This window comes from Ferrimicrobium sp., assembly GCA_022690815.1.
GTDB lineage: Bacteria > Actinomycetota > Acidimicrobiia > Acidimicrobiales > Acidimicrobiaceae > Ferrimicrobium.
In genome coordinates this window covers 59,410-74,510 of the sequence record JALCZJ010000002.1, presented here as the reverse complement: position 1 = coordinate 74,510, position 15,101 = coordinate 59,410, and the positions used below count along the sequence as shown (strand labels likewise).

The following is a 15,101-nucleotide window of genomic DNA, read 5'->3' as shown; positions in this document are numbered from 1 at the left end:
GTCGACTTGTACGACGTTGCTTGCTTAGTCTAGCGCTTGAGCCACCTCCCGAAAGACATTGCCATTGCCATCGCTCTCAATCAGGGTCGGAGTTGCCTTCTGATCGTCAGTGGCGACTTCGCCATGGACACGCCCTCGATACAAAGATCGCTTCGTCCAGAGATCCAAAGCGCACCAGAGATCCCAACGCTTGAAACGATCATGATCGTCGGCGTGGTTGCTAGGATGCTTCCCAATCTGGCTGAGAGGACCGACGCAGTGACGGGGGAAGATCAAGACTGGCTCGTTCGTGCCAACCAAATCACCAAAGTATTCACCACGAATGGCCAGGGTGTTTTAGCCTTGGAAGCCGTTGACCTCGTTCTCGAACGAGGATCGTTCACGTCGCTCATCGGCCCATCAGGCTGTGGCAAGTCAACGCTGCTGCGCATCATCGGCGGAATCGAAACACCGAGCCAAGGGTCGATAGCCCAACAAGCGTCGCCTCGGATTGCCTTCGTCTTCCAGGATCATGCGCTCTTTCCATGGCTCACGGTGCGTGACAATGTGGCGTTCGGCCTCAAGATGTCGGGGGTTGAGACCAAGGAACGCTACCGCCGTTCTCAACTGTGGATCGAACGGGTCGGTCTCGCTGGCTTTGAGCGTGCCTTTCCCGATGCCCTCTCGGGTGGCATGCGCCAGCGCCTCTCCATTGCCCGTGCATTCGTCACCGAGCCCGACATCTTGCTCATGGACGAGCCGATGGGCGCGCTCGATGAGCAGACCCGCATGTTGATCCAGGAAGATCTCATCCGCCTCTGGGAGGAGACCCGTAAAACCGTCCTGCTGGTCACGCACTCCATCGATGAGGCTATCCTCTTGGGCGATCGTGTCGCGATTATGAGTCGACGCCCCGGGAGAATCAAGGCAATACTTGACGTAGATCTCAAACGACCACGCAGTTTGCACACCATGGCCGACCCCCGCTTTGTAGCCCTTAAAGACACCATCATTGGTGACCTTCATGACGAGGTCATGGCCTCTATGGAGTTTCGATGACCTCGATCAAGAGTCCATCCACCACGAGTCCAATCAACGAAGAACTCGAACGCTCCACGAGCCACAGCCGCCGCCTCCGCCGACGCGACGCGCTGCTAGGCATCGCGACACCCATCGTTTTGCTCATCTGCTGGCAAGCTGCAAGTTCAACAAACCTGATCGACGCCAAGATCTTCACGCCACCCAGCACGATCTTTACGACCGCCATCACCCTCATTCATAACGGCGTTCTCACCCACGACCTGGCCATCACCTCCTTACGGCTGATCGTGGGATTTGTGCTCGGTGGTGCTCTTGGCATTGTCGTCGGGATCTTTTTGGGGATCTTTCGTACCCTGCGAGCCGCATTCTCTCCGCTCTTCGCCGCACTCTATGCCGTGCCTCAGATCGCTGTTCTGCCGCTCCTGCTCGTCATCTTCGGCATCGGCGAGACTCCCAAAATCCTGACCGTCGCGGCAGTATCATTCTTCGTCCTCGAGATCAACGCGATGGCCGGTGTCCGGTCGATCGATCCCCAACTGCTGGAGGCAGGGAGGGCCTATGGGGCGAAGGGGCGACGCCTGTTTTGGCACGTGCTGGTCCCAGGCAGCCTTCCAGCGATCTTTACCGGGCTTCGCGTCGCCGCAGCGCTCGCGCTGGTGGTCGTCACGGCCACCGAGTTCGTCGCCGCCAACAGCGGACTTGGTTACCTGGTCTGGAACTCCTGGCAACTCTTTGAACCCAACGAGATGTATGTCGGCCTGATCACGATCGCCCTTGTCGGTGTCGTCCTCACCGGCATCGTCGAGCTCGTTGGCCGCAGAATCATGCCCTGGTCCGGCCGCAACACCCGGGACTAACTGTTTGGCAAGGAAAATGGTCAAGGGCGCGTCAGTGAACGCTGTTATTGCTATAATCGCCTGAAACATTCGTTTCATGAGGTTGACTGACTGTCTCACCACAAGACATGACCAACCTGAATTTATTGAGGAGATCGACATGACTCAACGCAAGCGCTTCGCAGCCCTAGCTCTCGCAGCATCAGGCATCCTCGCCGCCTGTGGGAGTACCAGCTCCACGACGTCTTCGAGCTCAACCAGTTCGCCAAGCTCTACCGCCACAGCCAACGTCACGGTTGCCTATGTGCCGATCCCTCTCTTCGATCCGTTGTATATCGCTATGGCAAAGGGTTACTTCGCCAAGGAGCATGTCAATGTGCACCTCACCGTCGTCTCCTCCGGACAAAGTGCAACGACACTTGCAGCGACGAACCGAGTCCAAGTCGTTCTCGGTGGCTTCTCCGCTGGCATGTTCGATGCCATCAAGCAGGGGTTGAACTTTAAAGTTGTCGGCTCGATGGCGGCAGAGGCACCTGGGCAGGCCGCCAATGGCCTCGTGGTGGCCAATGGCGTCGTCCCCGCCGGTAAGAAGCTGACCGCCTCCGAACTTCGCGGCGCCAAGATCGGCATCGACGGTGGCGCTGGTGCCGCCGGTGGTTACCTACTCGCTGAAGCCCTCAAGCCGTATCATCTCACATTGGCAGATGTGAACGTGGTCAACCTGGGCCTCCCTGACATGCAGACGGCACTCGCCAATCGTTCGGTGGTCGCCGCCTACCCCTCAGCCCCCTTCCTTTCGGCAATCTTGGCTGCCAAGGATGGCACGTTGGTCCAACCAGCACCAGTAGATGCCGCCGTCGTCGGCGTGATCTACGGAGGTGCATTTGCCAAGACACCGGCAGCGCAACGCTTCTTTGACGCACTAGCCGAGGGCTCCAAGGATCTGCAAGGGTCTGCCCAAACGAGCGCGGCCAACCTCGCGATCATCGCGAAGGCGACTGGCGAGTCCACGAGCATCCTGAAGGCCGAACCACCGAGCATCTACGCCCCCAACCTGGCACCTCCAGTCTCGACGCTAACCGCCATGCAAAATGTGTACATCGCGAACGGCCTTGTCGACTACCACCACGCGCTCAGCACTTCCGCCTACGTTGATACAAGTTTTGCCGATAGGGTGCCAGCAAGCTAAGTAGCATCGTGGCTTGTGCTCAACAGCTCACGGGTGACACCTCACCCAAAGACCGTCGACGGAGACTAGCCTGAGGGCCATGCCTTCGATTTTCGATCTTGACCACGATGGTGCCGCGACGGCACTCGGGGCGCGATATCGGGCAGACCAACTCTTTGAGGGACTCTTTGACAAGGCATTACCCGTCGCCGAGATCACCTCGCTTCCCGTTCGCCTGAGAAACGAACTCGAACGTGAGTATCCCTTGGGCCTCAATGAGCTCACCGCCACCACCAGCGATGATGCGAGCACCCGTAAGTGGCTTTTTGCCATCGACGGAGGTCACCGTATCGAAACCGTCCTCATGGAGTACCCGCAGCGGGCAACCGTTTGCATATCGACCCAGGCAGGCTGTGCCATGGCGTGCAGCTTCTGTGCCACCGGTCAAGGAGGTTTTGGGCGCCAACTCACCAGCGCCGAGATCATCGAACAGGTGTATCGGGCAAAGCAGGCCGCGCTGCCACGCCGCTTATCAAACATCGTCCTCATGGGCATGGGGGAACCACTTGCGAACTATCGCTCGGTGGCCCTTGCGCTCCACGCCATCGTTGAGCGCTTCAAGATCTCGCCCCGACGGATCACTGTCTCCACGGTTGGTGTCGTTCCCGGGATCGAACGGCTCGCAAAGGAAGGTCTGCCACTCACCCTTGCGGTCTCACTCCACGCCGCCAACGACGAGGATCGGTCGACCATTATCCCTCTCAATCGGCGCTACCCGATCGAGCGTATCGTGACCAGCTGTGAACGCTGGACCAAGGCAACGTCGCGACTCATCAGCCTTGAATGGGCGATGATCGACGGCTTCAACGACACGCCCAAGGCGCTCGCTGAGCTCACCGAGATCGCTTTGCGATTACGGGCTCACGTCAATCTCATCCCTTTGAATCCGACGCCCGGGTATCTCGTTCGAGGAAGCACCCGCGACCGGGTGATCGCCTTTCAACGAGGGCTACAGGCCAATGGCATCCGCACGACAATCCGCTCCACCCGGGGTCAATCCATTGACGCCGCCTGTGGACAGCTGGCCATGCGCGATACGGCCACCCAGATACGACATAGGTCACGACCTGGGCCCAAGGGAACCAGCGAACTCGTTGGCATGTCAATCGATCGGCGTGGATGAACAGCCATCATCGTACAACAATCCATCCTCGCACAACAATGCCGTGCGACAATGGTATGCATTGGTATCGACCATCGACGGCAAGATTCGCAATGTACGACGATCCCGACGCCACCGTGCTCTTGCGACCTCCAGGACCGATCTATCCGGTCAGAATTTCGTTAAGACAGATAAATCTGAAACTGATTGGGTGCCATTGAGCACGCCACTGGTCAACGGCCATGCACAGCAAACTGGCTCGCATCGCATCGAAACAATCGAAAGTCACTGCCAACCCCAACGTTGGTGTCACTACCATGAGACAAGGAGCAACCATTGACGAAGACAACCGATCACCACAATGGCGAGCGCGTGATCGAAATCGCCCCCTCGATCTTGCCTTGCGACTTTGGGCGCCTGGGCGAGGAGCTGGCAGCCCTTGAGGAGGCTGGTGTCGATCGAATCCATTGGGATGTCATGGATGGGGTCTTCGTTCCAAACATCACCATCGGCGCACCGGTCATCACCAGTTGCCGACGCTATAGCGCGCTTCCCTACGAGGTACACCTTATGATCGTTGACCCTGAGCGCTACGTCGCAGAATTCGCGGATGCTGGATGTGAGCTCATCACCATACACGCTGAGGCAACACGACACCTGCATCGGACGCTCGGACTGATCAAATCCCTCGGAGTACGCGCCGGGGTCGCCCTCAATCCGGCAACGCCTCTCAGTGCAGTCGAGCACGTCATGGATGAACTCGATGTGCTGATGATTATGACCGTCAACCCTGGATTTGGGGGCCAACATTACATCAAGGCGATGGATGCCAAAATTCTCGCCGCCGTTGCCCTGCGCGAAGCGACCAACCCCTTGGTCAAGATCGAGGTGGATGGGGGGGTCTCGGAGGAGACGTTGGCCGGTTGTGTCATGAATGGTGCCGAGATCCTCGTCTCCGGCTCAGCTCTGCTCGCCCACCGGGGTCATCTGCTCGCCGCCGTCAACAACTTTCATCAGCTTGCACAAGAAGCGTTTACCCAACGCGCCCTCTGAGACACTCGCGCGAGACTATACAGTCAGGTCTTGTCGCAAGCACGCGTCCTTGGCCCAAGGCCAGTGACTGCGATGCCGTATCATCTGCGTAGCCGAGCGAGTCGTTAGGAGACGGACTCTTCCTCCTCCACGTCAACCCAACGTGGCTCACGTCGCTCGACAAATGCGGCCATGCCCTCGGCGGCTTCACTCGAGTCCATGGTGATCACCGCAAGCTCCGAATTGAGCTGCCAAATCGTCTCGGTCGCCCGTGCATAGGCACCCCGAAGCAGCCGCTTCGAGTTGAGAATCGCTTGCGGGCCAGACTTGGCGATCTTGGTGGCCATGGTCAGCGCCTCAGTCAGCAACTGGTCGCGCGGGACCACCCGATTGATCATCCCGAGTGCCAGCGCACGGCTGGCATCGATCGGTTCACTGGTGAGCGCGATCTCCATGGCAACACTGCGGCCAACAAGCTCACTCAAACGCACCAGGCCGCCTCCAGTCGCCAAGAGACCACGCTTTGCCTCCGGAAGCCCAAAGCGAGCGCCTTCGCTTGCGATCACGAGATCACAGTTGAGCACGATCTCGAATCCGCCAGCGACGGCGTAGCCATTGACGGCAGCAATCAGGGGTTTCGGGAAGTCGTACCCCCCGATTCCGGCAAAGCCTCGGCCGGGAATGACCACGCCATGGCTCCCATGGGCCAACGCGAACTTAAGGTCCATTCCGGTGCAAAAGGCCCGGTCCCCAGCTCCGGTGAGGATCACACTCCGCACCGACGCATCGGTCTCGGCATCCTGCAAAGCTTCGGTGATACCTTCGGCAACCCTATCATTGACACAGTTCAGTTGCTCCGGACGATTGATCGTAACGATCATCGTCGCTCCCTGTTGTTGAACCTCGACCTCAGCCAACTCTTACCCCCTTGTCGCGGACCATTGCTATTTACCATCGACCTTTATGAGGTCAAACGAACACAACCTTCTCCAGGTCGGACCACTGCACCGACAATCCGAATTTTGCCCCTAATCGTTATCCACTAGCTGATTTTTCCCCGGTCCACGACCGATCTCGATCAATCCGCCGTCCTGGTCACCGACTAACTCAACAGAACCTCATCCATGGACCCTGTCCTCTTTGTCAACTCAGACCTCATCGCAAGCCCCGGCCTCATCAAAGAACGCCACGGCCCACGAATCCTCACTGACCCCATCGATTCAGGCCAACCCCATCGATTCAGGCCAATGTTAGCGCTAGCCCACGGTCATGGTGCCCACCGCCAACGTCATTGACCGTTAACGGCGATGGCGACAAGCACTCGGTCAACACGCACACAGTCCCTGCTAACCATGAAACCCCGTAAGCCATCAAACGTTGATGGAAACACTCTATCCTATCGGTGTGGACAATGTGAGCAAAAACGACAAACCCTTGTCACCGCGCAAGCTTTTGCAATCCTTTTGGGCGCGGCTAGAGAGGATCGCCGCCTTGGCACAAAACCCGTTCATCAACGAGTTACCAGCAGCAATCGCTCGTGGGGAAGGCGATGCTGACCGAGATGGCCCCGCCGCCACGGATCTGTTTCCGGACACGCTCGATGAGTGGCCAGACTTTTAGGACGACTCATCTTGGCGACGGCGTCGCTCCGCCAAGTTTTGCAGGTTATACCAGGCCGTCACCGTGGCAATAATGGAGAGACCGACATAGACCACCAACAACGCGATCAGGAGGTGTTCGAGGTAGGTACCCCAACCGTTGTAGCCATCGAGCACATTCATGAGGCTCGTATACGTGGCGAGAAATGCTCCGAGGATGGTCAATCTCACTCGCCAGGGGAACTTCACCGATCATCTCCGTCGATCGATGACCGCAATCGGGCAATGCCAAGCGTTGCCGCAATCTGATCGTCACCCTGGTACCAGAGCGCATCGATCTGCCCACATGGGCTCATCTCTCGTTCCAACCTAGCAACCGTCTCCGTTCCTTCGATCGCCACGACGACGGCCATCATGGAATCAAGAAACGAACCTCGAAGCAACCGAAGCTGCCCCGCGTCGACCAGGACGCCGGTGCAGCCACCAGCGTCTGCACTCTGCACCACTGAGCGCGCAACGAGGTTGGTTGAGCTAAGCATCGCCGTCGGGATCTCTCGGCGACGACGAGCGAGCACAAAGCGATCGTCGGCCGAGATGTCGAGGGTCTCACAGATCTCTCGGAATCGTTCAATCGGGTCAAACGCAGAAGGTACTACGACGGCAACCAGGTGCGTGGTCGGCGCAAGGCACGCGGTTTCAGCCATGAACTCGCGTGGGCGTACATCGATGATCTGTGACTCCTTAGAGAGATCGACCACGAGGGTGTCGATTCGATCCACGAGAAAATCTCCCGCCCCCGAACGGCTGTTTGTCATCGCCCGCTGCGCCGCTTCGACGAGCTCGTCCTCGCTCAAGCCAGTCGCAGGGTCTTGATCGATCGACGATCGAGACAACTGTACCTCATCTCGCGAAGGAGAGAAAGACGGGGACATCGATGTCGACATCGGCGCTGAGATCATATTCCGTGCGACATCTTCGGGCGCATGGTTGTTCGACGTATCGTCAGTCGACTCAACGCTCATGACATCAGTGCCGGTGAGATCGATGATCTCATCGACATTGCCCGCACTGGACCCTTGGGTCATCGTCTGTATCCCGCGAGACCCCATCGGCGGGCTCGCTTGGGCCGTCTCATCACTGGCCGACGACCACCAAGGAGATGCGACGTTGGTGAGTTTGGTCACCTTGCCATCTCGTCGGAAAATTTTGGGCGCCACAATCGGTGCTTGTGTCACTGACGATGGCTGTGGTTCAGGGATCGAGGTACGCTCGTATGTCCTGGCTAACTCGTCTTGTACGCTTCGATAATCTGACTCATCAGCGTCGAGGACACTCGTGGACCGCGGGCCAGTGGACACCAAGGCGTTACGCAGCGCTGCCGCAAAACCTGGGGCCGAGATCGGGGCCGTCGGTGGTTCGACCACCACGGTGAAACTCACACGTTTCCCGACAAAGCCAGGCTTACTCACACGCTCGGCAGCCACCAAACGTACACCCTCGCCGAGGGTGGCACGAGCCTTTGCCAGTGCCTCCTCAATCGATTTTCCACTAAACCGTAGCTGGTTCGACATCGCCAATTACTCCTATCTGTATCAACTTCAGTGAAGGAGCAAGCTCCCTCACGGCCAGCACCGGAATCGATGCATCTCCTGAACGCAAGGTCTGGAACAACGCGCGCCGGATGGCAGGCATACACACCAACACGGGTTCGTGGCCCTCGATCTCGGCGCGCAATTTTGCTGCACGGATCTCCTCACGCAAGCGCACGATCTCGTCCATCCCGATCCCGAGCACCCTTCGTCCATCGACGGTCACCAGGCTCTCGGCAAAACGCATCTCTAATTGCGACGAGAGATAGAGGACCGCCAACATGCCATCTTGAGCAAAACTCGATGAAATCGATCCACCCAATGCCTCTCTGGCCGCATCTAACAGTGCATCAGGCTCCTTAGAGCTGCGGTAGCGGTCGACAATGGCCTCGACAATGGCGGGAAGGTTGCGTACCGGAACTTGCTCATCGAGGAGTTCGCGCAACACTCGTTGGATATCACCCATGGCGACCTGGGCGGTGTTGAGTTCGTCAACAACCACCGGAGCGACTCGCTTGAGCGCATCCAACATCTCCTTGGTCTGCTGACGGGTCAACAACGACCCTGCGTGGTGTCGAACGACCTCTGAAAGATGTGTCACGATCACCGATGAGCGATCGACCACCGTTGCACCGAGCACCTGTGCTTGGGCCTTGTAGTCCGGTGGGATCCACCGAGACCGCAGGCCAAAGACTGGATCGACGGTCTCTTCGCCAGGGAGGGCATCCAGATTATCGCCGATAGCGAGCACCCGATCTCGCGGGACCTTGCCACGGCTCACCTCGGTCTCCGCGATCCTAATCACGTACTCCGTTGGGCCGATATCGAGGTTATCGTGGGTCCTCACCGGCGGCAGCACAAAGCCAAGTTCACCTGCGAGTTTGCGGCGTAGCCCCTTGACCCGCTCGAGGAGATCACCGCCCTTCGTGGGATCGACCACATCGAGGAGCTCAAAGCCGAGCTGGAGCTCGAGAATCTCGACACCGACGACATCTTGGGCTGTCTCCGGCGCAGCTATTTGAGTCAGCGTCTGGGTCTCGGTTGCTTCAGTCTTGTCGGGCGACTTTGATACTCGCCATCCAATCACGAACACCGCACCGCCGACCAGGAGGAAGGGAAGCTTCGGCAGACCAGGCAAGAGACCGAGGGTTCCAATGATTCCCCCGGCGATCTGGAGAGCCACCGACTGTTTGAGCAGCTGTTGGAGCAGATCGAGGCCAAAGTCGGCATCGTTAGCGGTTCGGGTAACGACCAAACCGGTCGCGATCGAGAGCAACAACGCCGGGATCTGGCTGACCAGCCCGTCACCGACGGAGAGCAGCGAGTAGGTGTCGATCGACTGCGTGATGGACAGGTGGTGCTGGACGACACCGACAATGAACCCACCGATCAGGTTGATCACAGTGATCACCGCGGCGGCGATGGCATCGCCCTTGATGAACTTGGATGCACCGTCCATGGCGCCGTAGAAGTCCGCCTCTTTGGAGATGCGTTCCCGGCGACGGCGTGCCTCAGCCTCGTCGATATGCCCAGCGTTCAAGTCGGCATCGATCGCCATTTGCTTGCCCGGCATCGCATCCAGAGTGAAACGAGCGCCAACCTCCGCGACGCGTCCGGCGCCACTGGTGATGACCACGAACTGGATGATGAAGAGGATGGCAAAAACTACCAGCCCGACCACCACTGAACCGCCTACCACAAAGTGGCCAAAGCTCTCGATTACCGATCCAGCGTAGGCGTGCAGGAGCACCAAACGGGTTGCCGACACATTCAATGCCAGCCTGAACATGGTTGCAATCAGCAACACCGACGGGAAGGCGGCAAACTCAAGTGGATCGGTCACCCGCAGGGAAACGCCGAGAACGACCAAGGCAAAAGTGATGTTGGCCGTAATCAAGACGTCGAGGAGTTGTGAAGGAATTGGGACAACCAACATCACCACAATCACGGCGATGCCGATGGGTACCGCTAACGCCAGCCGGCGCATACGGGCACTCTCCATGGTCCTCCCTTTAGAACCTTGGTCATCCGTGAGAACCGAGCTCTTCCCTGTATGAAACGCTTCGTCACCCAAATCTCTGACCTTTAATTCAAAGATCATTCAATTGCCAACTACGTCAACTAGGTGGCCAGTTCACTCAGGACGCGCTCCAAGATATCTTCCGGGATCTCGTCGAGATTGCTCTGATGAGAGGATTCGTAGTAGCGCGCGGTCGTCGAGAGCTGATAGACGAACGCCAACAGACGGGCCACGACCAAAAAGAGCGAACCCGGGATTGATTCCCCGACCGGTACCGCGATGTTGAGTGCTCGCGCGAGCGGTGGGTCGATGACAATCGGAACTCCGGCCGCTCGGGCCCTTTCACGGATGGTGGCCGCGATGTATTCTGACCCCTTGGCGAGCACAATTGGAGCCCGATGGGTAAGCGGTTCGTATTTGAGTGCCACCGCCACATGCGTCGGATTAGCCACGACGACGTCGGCGAGAGCAACGTTGGCGATCATCCGTCGTCGCGAGATTTCACGAGCAACGCGGCGCCGGCGGCCTTTGGTCTGGAGGTCGCCTTCGTACTGCTTCATCTCGTCCTTGACCTCTTGACGCGTCATCATCAGCTGCTTGCGAACCTGGATGCGGGAACGCCCGTAGTCGATGAGCGCGATGACCAGCCCGAGCACACCGGTAAGTCGCACCAATTCGACGCTCATCGAGGCGACTTGCGTGGCGACGGCCATCGGCGAGAGTGAAGCCGACGTCAGCGAATCGATCCCCCCAAGCAGCAGGAGCACCGAGACCACAACCACAATGAGAAGCTTTACCAACGACTTGAGCGCCTCGATGGCGGGCGTGGTCGAGAAGATCCGCGACAGATTCTTCTTTGGCGAAAAGTGGGTGACGTCGGGTTTGATCTTCTTTGGCACGAAGCGGATCCCAACCTGGGCCACGTTGATAAGGGCAACAAAGAGCGCGATCGGTGTGGCGACGATGATGGCGAGCTCACCAACCGTCTCGAGACCAGTCTCGAGGCGACGCAACGCTGTCGCCGATGTGACGGCGGCGTTGCCATCAAAGGAGAGGTGACCAAAGGCGACGATCTTGCCCTCCACCAAGCTGAACACCAACGGCATCGCCAACGAAAAGGCCAAGATCACCAGCCAGGTCGCGAGCTCCGCCGAGCGCGCGACCGTCCCCTCCTTGCGCGCCTTCTCGAGTTTGTGCGCCGTTGCCTGCTCGGTACCTTCGTTCTTGGGCATCTACCCCCCCAAGAGATCGTGCTCGGCAGCGAGTAGATCTCGGATCGAGGCGTCAAAGAGGTGAGGCAACAGCGGCAGTGCCACCAACATCAAAATGAAGGACAACAGAATCTGCAGTGGAAAGATGAAGGTGAGCGCATAGAGTTGAGGGGCGACCTTGGTCAGAACTCCCACCACAATCTGTGAGAAAAACATGACAGCGAGAACAGGTGATGCAACCTCAAGGGAGGAGACAAACAGGATCGTCACCGACTTGACGAGAATGCCGAGGGTGAAGGAGAGATGAAAGAGGTTCGGGGTCAAGAAGCTTGCGAAATACCCGTGGATGACCACGACATCGGCACCGGAGACAAAAAACAGCACGATCCACATCAGGTTGTAGAATTCGCCGGTCACCGGCGTCTCGTTAAGTGACAGCGGATCGAGCGCCGGTGGCGTTGAGAAGCCACCGAACAGTCCGACTAAACCACCCGCAGACTCCCCGAGCGAGATGAAGAGCATCGCGAAGAAGCCGAGAGCGGCTCCGATAAGTAGCTGTTCGGCACTGGAGCCGATCAATCCGCCCGCAGTGGTGGGCAGGGCCATTGCATGTACCAACGGACCTTCGGTGCCAAGCCCGAAAGCCACCGCGATCGCTACCCTTGCGGTGATCGGAACAACCGGCATGGCAAACGGGAACGCCACCATGATAAACCCCATCGACCGGCTAAAGGCCAGGAGATACCCGATCAACCAGCGAGCATCAAAAGCTACCTGCATACCCGTGTACCTGATCTGATCGTGGCCATCTCAAAGTGATTGCACCAGCGAGGGAATCTCTTTATACATCTGGACAGTGAACCCATCCAGCTCAGAGAGCATCCAATGACCAGCCAGGAAGATGATGAGCGCGATGACAACCAGCTTGGGCAAGAAGCTCAAGGTCGCCTCTTGGATCTGTGTCAAGGTTTGGATGAAGGCGACGACGAGACCAATCGCCAACGCCCCAGCCAACACCGGACCTCCCAGCTTGGCCGCAAGATACAATGTCTGTCCAGCGATTTGGAGTACCGGTCCGTCGTTCATCACTCACTCATTTCATACTCACCAAGAGAGCATGGACCACCAGGGTCCAGCCATCGACCATCACAAAGAGCAACAGCTTGAAGGGAAGCGATACCAGTGTCGGCGGCAACATCATCATTCCCAAGCTCATCAGGATCGAGGAGACCACCAAATCGATCACCAAGAACGGCAAGAAGATGACAAAGCCGATGATGAAGGCAGAATGCAGCTCGGAGAGGAGGAAGGCCGGGATGACCGCGTCCATAGAGACCTTCGTCGGCGCAACGGTACCTTGATGATTGACCTTGGCAAAAAGCTCCAGCTCTTGGGTTCTCGTATTTGAGAGCATCCACTCCTTGATCGGGGTCTGTGCCCGATCATAGGCTTGAACGGCGTTGATCTGCCCGTGGAGATAGGGCTGCACCGCGATGTGGTCGACGGTCTTGATCGTCGGTGCCATGATGAAAATGGCCAGGAACAGTGCAAGTCCAGCTAGCACCTGATTGGGAGGCGTAGCCGTCAACCCCAGTGCGTTGCGGGTAATGGAGAGGACCACGACGATCTGGACAAAGCCCGTCAACAAGATTAGCAACGACGGTGCCACCGACAACAAGGTGAGCACCAAGATGATGATCAGCGATTCACTCGGTCCAGATGCTCCATGCAGACTGATGTTGAGACTTGGGAGTTTCGTGGCTGGCCCGACGGAGGCTAAAAGGGCCGTCCCTGCAATTGAGGCGCCCATCGACTAGCTCTGTCGTCCGCCAAGTAACCGGCGAACACCAGCTACCACGCTCTCCTTCTGTCGTCCATGCCAGATATCGCCATTCGTCCTACTACCCCATGCTGCAATCAGTTCACGCTCTGGATCGTCAATCGTTGACAGATCCAGGACTTCGACAGGCTCTTCGGGGGTGAGCTCTCCGTCGAGCTCGCCAAGCAGTTGCAACTGGGTCCCTGAGACCCCGATCAGCAGACGCTTGTCTCCTGCGTCGATCACGAAAATGTTCGCCTTCTGGCCAAGCGCCACCCGTTGGGTGACCTTGATAGGGCCTCGCCCTCGGTCGGCGCCGACTGACCCCAGTGTGCGCCGCTTGGCGACCTTGCCCATCACCACGATGAGCCCGATCACTGCGGCGAGTGCCACCAGCGCGGTCGCAATCGAGCCCATCAGCGCCCTGCCCGCAAGTTGTCGACCTCTTCAGAGTTCACGACCTCGACGATGCGGACTCCGAACTCATCGTCGACGACGACTACCTCGCCATGGGCAACGAGCGTCCCGTTGACCAGCACATCCACGGGAGCATTGGCGGCCCGATCTAGTTCGATTACATCACCACTGGTCAAATTCAAAAGCGCCTTTACCGGCATCTTCGCACGACCAAGCTCAACGGTCAACTCCATCTCAACGTTGCGAAGCACCGCCAAGTTATCGACCGTCTCTGGCCGAACAGGCTCTACGACTTCCTCGTTATCTACCATTACTCCTCCTCGTCCACGATGATCGCGGCGACCCGTGAGCCAGCCTGGCCCAACACCGCCTTGAACAGTTCAACTCGGTCCACCACCACCGACATCGGCCGACTCTTTCGATGTCCGAGCCCAATCACATCACCTGGCTTCAATCGCAAAAACGCCTGCGACGAGATCGTCGTCGGCTCCAGCAACACACGAGCAACCACCGGAACGTCTTGAAGGCGCCGACCAAAAGCCGCCTGAAAGTCTGTCCCGTTCTCTTGCATGACGACAGCGCGTGAGGAGATCATCTCCACCACCGGTCGCAGCATCGAGTAGGGAAGCACCATGGAAAGTTCACTGACCTGGTCATCCCCTAGCGAGAAGCGAAACTTGGCCCACACACACATCTCCGAGAACGGAATGCCCTGGATGAATTCGAGCGAAGGCTCGGTGTGGATACGGTCCGCAACGACGGTTGTCTGGGTCGAGATCGCGCTGGCCACCTGGGTCACCATGTCCTCGAAGAGCTTGGATGCCAGATTCTGCTCGAGATCGGTGAGTTCGCGTGGCTCGATCTCGGCGCCCTCTCCGTCGCCACCAAGTCTCAGATCGATGAGTCGGAGTGTGACGGCTGCTGGCAGATAGATGGTCGCCTTCGAGGCCAGTGGGTGTAAGGCAAACGTGATCACCAGCCCAGAGCCGGTCAACTCGGCGAGCAGACTCTCCCAGGAGAGCTGATCGATGGAGGAGAGCTCGATCTTGACGTTGCGACGCAAGGCCGCCCCGATCAGGGTGGCGCTAGGGCGCGACGCACTCTCAAGCAAAAGCTCGACCCCACGCAGATGCGAGCGCTCAAAACTTCTTGGCAGCCGAAAGTCGACCGGTCGAACCGATCTCTTCTTCTGCTCTTCTATGGTCTCCCCACTCATGGGTTCTTCATCG

General features: G+C 58.3%; 17 protein-coding genes. 6 read left to right on the top strand and 11 right to left on the bottom strand.

Going from position 1 to position 15,101, the window contains the following annotated elements:
* Nucleotides 1-36: 36 nt before the first annotated feature.
* From MP439_01110 to rpe, 5 genes are all read left to right on the top strand, one after another.
* A complete protein-coding gene (locus tag MP439_01110) occupies nucleotides 37-1,038 on the top strand; it encodes an ABC transporter ATP-binding protein (GenBank protein MCI2974665.1) in 1,002 nt (333 codons plus the stop codon).
* Complete coding sequence (locus MP439_01105) at nucleotides 1,035-1,877, top strand: ABC transporter permease (GenBank protein MCI2974664.1); 843 nt, start codon at nucleotides 1,035-1,037, stop codon at nucleotides 1,875-1,877. Before MP439_01110 ends, MP439_01105 begins: the two co-directional genes overlap by 4 nt.
* 139 nt (nucleotides 1,878-2,016) lie before the next feature.
* Nucleotides 2,017-3,045, top strand: coding sequence for an ABC transporter substrate-binding protein (locus tag MP439_01100; GenBank protein ID MCI2974663.1), 1,029 nt, complete (start codon nucleotides 2,017-2,019; stop codon nucleotides 3,043-3,045).
* 79 nt (nucleotides 3,046-3,124) lie between these two features.
* Entirely contained in the window at nucleotides 3,125-4,207 is a 1,083-nt protein-coding gene (gene rlmN, locus MP439_01095) for a 23S rRNA (adenine(2503)-C(2))-methyltransferase RlmN (GenBank protein ID MCI2974662.1), read from the top strand.
* Between the two features lie 315 nt (nucleotides 4,208-4,522).
* Nucleotides 4,523-5,239: a ribulose-phosphate 3-epimerase gene (rpe, locus tag MP439_01090; protein ID MCI2974661.1), complete on the top strand. Its 717-nt coding sequence runs from the start codon at nucleotides 4,523-4,525 to the stop codon at nucleotides 5,237-5,239.
* Between the two features lie 104 nt (nucleotides 5,240-5,343).
* On the opposite strand, the gene MP439_01085 is transcribed toward rpe, so the two are convergent.
* Nucleotides 5,344-6,135 (bottom strand): enoyl-CoA hydratase-related protein, encoded by a 792-nt coding sequence (locus MP439_01085; protein MCI2974660.1) that lies wholly within the window; start codon nucleotides 6,133-6,135, stop codon nucleotides 5,344-5,346.
* A gap of 463 nt (nucleotides 6,136-6,598) precedes the next feature.
* On the opposite strand from MP439_01085, the gene MP439_01080 reads away from it, so the two are divergent.
* A complete protein-coding gene (locus MP439_01080) occupies nucleotides 6,599-6,838 on the top strand; it encodes a hypothetical protein (GenBank protein ID MCI2974659.1) in 240 nt (79 codons plus the stop codon).
* On the opposite strand, the gene MP439_01075 is transcribed toward MP439_01080, so the two are convergent.
* The 10 genes from MP439_01075 to MP439_01030 are packed head-to-tail and all read right to left on the bottom strand — an operon-like array spanning nucleotide 6,835 to nucleotide 15,088.
* Nucleotides 6,835-7,065: a hypothetical protein gene (locus tag MP439_01075; GenBank protein ID MCI2974658.1), complete on the bottom strand. Its 231-nt coding sequence runs from the start codon at nucleotides 7,063-7,065 to the stop codon at nucleotides 6,835-6,837. The two genes, MP439_01080 and MP439_01075, sit on opposite strands and share 4 nt — an antisense overlap.
* Nucleotides 7,062-8,387: a hypothetical protein gene (locus tag MP439_01070; protein MCI2974657.1), complete on the bottom strand. Its 1,326-nt coding sequence runs from the start codon at nucleotides 8,385-8,387 to the stop codon at nucleotides 7,062-7,064. Before MP439_01070 ends, MP439_01075 begins: the two co-directional genes overlap by 4 nt.
* Nucleotides 8,365-10,506, bottom strand: coding sequence for a flagellar biosynthesis protein FlhA (locus tag MP439_01065; GenBank protein ID MCI2974656.1), 2,142 nt, complete (start codon nucleotides 10,504-10,506; stop codon nucleotides 8,365-8,367). Before MP439_01065 ends, MP439_01070 begins: the two co-directional genes overlap by 23 nt.
* 20 nt (nucleotides 10,507-10,526) lie before the next feature.
* Nucleotides 10,527-11,657 carry an EscU/YscU/HrcU family type III secretion system export apparatus switch protein gene (locus MP439_01060; protein ID MCI2974655.1) on the bottom strand — a complete coding sequence of 377 codons (1,131 nt, stop codon included), beginning with the start codon at nucleotides 11,655-11,657 and terminating at the stop codon, nucleotides 10,527-10,529.
* Nucleotides 11,658-12,416, bottom strand: coding sequence for a flagellar biosynthetic protein FliR (locus MP439_01055; protein ID MCI2974654.1), 759 nt, complete (start codon nucleotides 12,414-12,416; stop codon nucleotides 11,658-11,660).
* 30 nt (nucleotides 12,417-12,446) lie between these two features.
* Nucleotides 12,447-12,722 (bottom strand): flagellar biosynthetic protein FliQ, encoded by a 276-nt coding sequence (locus MP439_01050; GenBank protein ID MCI2974653.1) that lies wholly within the window; start codon nucleotides 12,720-12,722, stop codon nucleotides 12,447-12,449.
* A 7-nt stretch (nucleotides 12,723-12,729) separates the two neighbouring features.
* A complete protein-coding gene (fliP, locus tag MP439_01045) occupies nucleotides 12,730-13,446 on the bottom strand; it encodes a flagellar type III secretion system pore protein FliP (GenBank protein MCI2974652.1) in 717 nt (238 codons plus the stop codon).
* 3 nt (nucleotides 13,447-13,449) lie between these two features.
* The gene (locus MP439_01040) at nucleotides 13,450-13,872 is read right to left on the bottom strand and encodes a flagellar biosynthetic protein FliO (protein MCI2974651.1); all 423 of its coding nucleotides are present in this window, start codon (nucleotides 13,870-13,872) and stop codon (nucleotides 13,450-13,452) included.
* The gene (fliN, locus tag MP439_01035) at nucleotides 13,872-14,183 is read right to left on the bottom strand and encodes a flagellar motor switch protein FliN (GenBank protein MCI2974650.1); all 312 of its coding nucleotides are present in this window, start codon (nucleotides 14,181-14,183) and stop codon (nucleotides 13,872-13,874) included. The genes MP439_01040 and fliN overlap by 1 nt, the downstream gene beginning before the upstream one ends.
* Nucleotides 14,183-15,088, bottom strand: a complete 906-nt coding sequence (locus tag MP439_01030) for a FliM/FliN family flagellar motor switch protein (GenBank protein ID MCI2974649.1) — start codon at nucleotides 15,086-15,088, stop codon at nucleotides 14,183-14,185. The genes fliN and MP439_01030 overlap by 1 nt, the downstream gene beginning before the upstream one ends.
* Nucleotides 15,089-15,101 lie beyond the last annotated feature (13 nt).